This is a genomic window from Anoxybacillus sp., from assembly GCF_036834105.1.
In the GTDB taxonomy this organism is placed as follows: Bacteria; Bacillota; Bacilli; order Bacillales; family Anoxybacillaceae; genus Anoxybacillus.
Map to the genome: position 1 here is coordinate 1 of NZ_DAITON010000188.1, position 3,154 is coordinate 3,154.

Below are 3,154 nucleotides of genomic sequence, written 5' to 3' on the forward strand. Positions count from 1 at the left end.
GTTTGTCTCTTGGGGATGGAAATTAATGTAATAAAAAATGCTCATCTACAGTAAATAATTGAACATTTTTTTCGATATTTTTTATTCGACATTTTTCTATTTCAATCGACATTCCAAAATTGTTCTGAACAGGAGAAAAAATCTTATGTCAGACGTACTGTACGATTAGTATGAGTCTTCGTAAGGAGCTGGTCTGTATCATCGACCAGCCCTTTTTTATTCCGCGCTTTTTTTCAGAACTGGAAACGATGAAAAATCGAAAGCAAGCGCAACATTCGGAAAAATCGTTTTCGCTTCTTCAACGAGTCGCTCACACATCTCCCCTTGATAACGAGAGCTAATATGCGTCAAAATGAGTTGTTTCACTCCCGCCCGTTTCGCTACTTCTGCTGCTTGCCACGTCGTTGAATGATAGTAATCGTGCGCTAAATGCGCTTCTTCTGCGCTAAATGTCGCCTCATGAACGAGCACATCTGCTCGTTTCGCAAGTTCAATGCTCGCCTCACAATAACGCGTATCTCCCATGATCGCAACAATGCGCCCTTTTTTCGGTTGGGCAACAAATTCACGACCATCAATGACAGTTCCATCTTCTAACACGACGGTCTCTCCGCGCTTAATTTTCTGGTAAATAGGCCCCGATCTCACACCAAGAGCAAGCAGTCGATCGACGAGCAACGTGCCCGGCAAATCTTTTTCGACAATGCGAAACCCATATGAAGGCAAACCGTGATCGAGCAGTTTTGCTGTAACAACAAACTGTTCGTCTTCGAATATGACCCCCTCTGTAAATTCTTCAATATACAAATCATATTTTAGCCGTGTGCCGCTAATCGTTAAGGCTGTGTCAATAAATGTACGAATACCTGCTGGACCGTAAACGACGAGCGGCGTTTCCCCTCCTTGAAATGAGCGGCTGCCAAGCAATCCAGGCAAACCGAATATGTGATCGCCGTGCAAATGGCTAATGAAAATGCGCTCAATTCGTCTTGGGCGAATGGACGTATGTAAAATTTGATGTTGGGTCGCTTCACCGCAGTCGAATAACCATGTCGCTCCTCTTTCTTCTAATAACTGAAGGGCAACCGCCGATACGTTTCTCCCTTTCGACGGGACACCAGAGCCTGTCCCTAAAAATAACAACTCCACGCTGTCATCCCTCTCTTTTCTTTAATCAGATAAAACATTTGCGTTTACCACAATAAACCTCTAAAATTACATTATCATGAACCTTTCAAAAAATGAATAAAAGTGAGGTATATGGTCCGTGACTGACGTACAACCAAAAGCGACAATTGTAATTTTTGGTGCGACTGGCGACTTAGCAAAACGCAAACTATTTCCATCCATTTATAAACTTTATCAAAAAGGAAAGCTGTCTGAACAGTTTGCTGTTGTCGGTGTTGCCCGTCGCCCCCATACAGACGAATCGTTTCGTCATTACGTAAAAGAAACGATTGAAGAAGCGACAAAGCAAGAGCTAATCGATGACACATTTATTTCCCATTTTTACTATCATTCATTAGATGCGACAAATACGCAATCATACGAACAATTAAATGAACTATTGACACATGTAGAAGAACAGTTTCACATTCCGGGTAACCGCATTTTTTATTTAGCGATGGCACCGGAATTTTTCGGAACGATTACATCGCATTTAAAATCAGAAGGACTGACGACAACGAATGGCTGGACACGATTAGTCATTGAAAAACCGTTCGGTCATGATTTACAAAGCGCAAAAAAACTAAATGAAGAAATACGCCAATCGTTTTCAGAAGAGCAAATTTTCCGTATTGACCATTATCTCGGCAAAGAAATGGTGCAAAACATCGAGGTCATTCGTTTTGCGAACGCCATTTTCGAACCGCTCTGGAATAACCGCTTTATTGCCAATATTCAAATTACATCAAGCGAAACGCTTGGGGTGGAAGATCGCGGCCGCTATTATGACCATTCTGGAGCTCTTCGCGACATGGTGCAAAACCATATGTTACAAATGGTCGCGTTGCTAGCGATGGAGCCGCCAATTAAACTTACAACGGACGACATTCGCAACGAAAAGGTAAAAGTGTTGCGCGCTCTTCGTCCTGTTACATATGATGAAGTCGATCAATACTTTGTACGCGGCCAATACGGAAGCGGCATTGTGCGAGGGCAAAAAGTCATCGGCTATCGTGAAGAACATAATGTCGATCCAACCTCCAATACGGAAACGTTTGTAGCTGGAAAACTTTTAATCGACAATTTCCGTTGGGCAGGTGTGCCGTTTTACATACGAACAGGAAAACGAATGACAGAAAAATCAACAAAAATTGTCGTGCAATTTAAGGATGTACCGATGAATTTGTATTATCGCACAAGCGAACACGTACATCCAAATTTACTCGTCATTCATATTCAGCCAGACGAGGGCATTACCCTTCATTTGAATGCGAAAAAAAGCGGCGAAAACATGAAAACGACGCCGATAAAACTCGACTATTGCTACAACTGCATCGACGGCATTAATACGCCGGAAGCGTATGAAAAATTGCTATATGACTGCATGCGCGGCGATGCAACAAACTTTACGCATTGGGACGAAGTCGCTGCCTCATGGAGCTTCGTCGACCCGATTTCAGACGTATGGGCAAACACAAAAGCCGTGGACTTTCCGAACTACGAAGCCGGCTCGATGGGACCGAAGAAAGCAGACGAGCTATTGCAAAAAGACGGCTTTCATTGGTGGTCGCTAAACGGAACAATGTAAGGAGGAACGAAACATGAAACTATACGATGTCACCGCCCCAATTTTTGAAGGAATGCCTGTGTATAAAAATAAGCCGGAAAAACAACCGAAGCTAATGACCGTCACGAACGATTATGTCACCGAATCGCGCATCGATATGGATGTGCATACAGGTACGCATATCGACGCACCGCTTCATATGGTAAAAGACGGTGAAACGTTCGAAACGATCCCGCTTGAAAAACTTGTCGGCTACTGCAAAGTATTTGACGTCACAAACGTAAACGATAAAATTACAAAAGACGACTTAATTCATTTTGATATTCAAGAGAACGATTTTATCTTATTCAAAACGAAAAACTCGTTCGACGACGCTTTTAACTTTGAATTTATTTACGTTGCCGAAGATGCGGCAGCGTA

Annotated in this window: 3 protein-coding genes; 2 read left to right on the plus strand and 1 reads right to left on the minus strand. The window is 42.7% G+C overall.

What is annotated here, in order from left to right:
* Window positions 1-216 precede the first annotated feature (216 nt).
* Window positions 217-1,149 carry a ribonuclease Z gene (gene rnz / locus V7Z64_RS12565; protein ID WP_297987795.1) on the minus strand — a complete coding sequence of 311 codons (933 nt, stop codon included), beginning with the start codon at window positions 1,147-1,149 and terminating at the stop codon, window positions 217-219.
* Between the two features lie 118 nt (window positions 1,150-1,267).
* Between rnz and zwf the strand changes: the two genes are divergently transcribed.
* Both zwf and V7Z64_RS12575 read left to right on the plus strand, forming a co-directional pair.
* Window positions 1,268-2,755: a glucose-6-phosphate dehydrogenase gene (zwf, locus tag V7Z64_RS12570; protein WP_297987797.1), complete on the plus strand. Its 1,488-nt coding sequence runs from the start codon at window positions 1,268-1,270 to the stop codon at window positions 2,753-2,755.
* Between the two features lie 13 nt (window positions 2,756-2,768).
* A partial coding sequence (locus V7Z64_RS12575) for a cyclase family protein (protein WP_334110625.1) occupies window positions 2,769-3,154 on the plus strand: 386 nt, incomplete at its 3' end.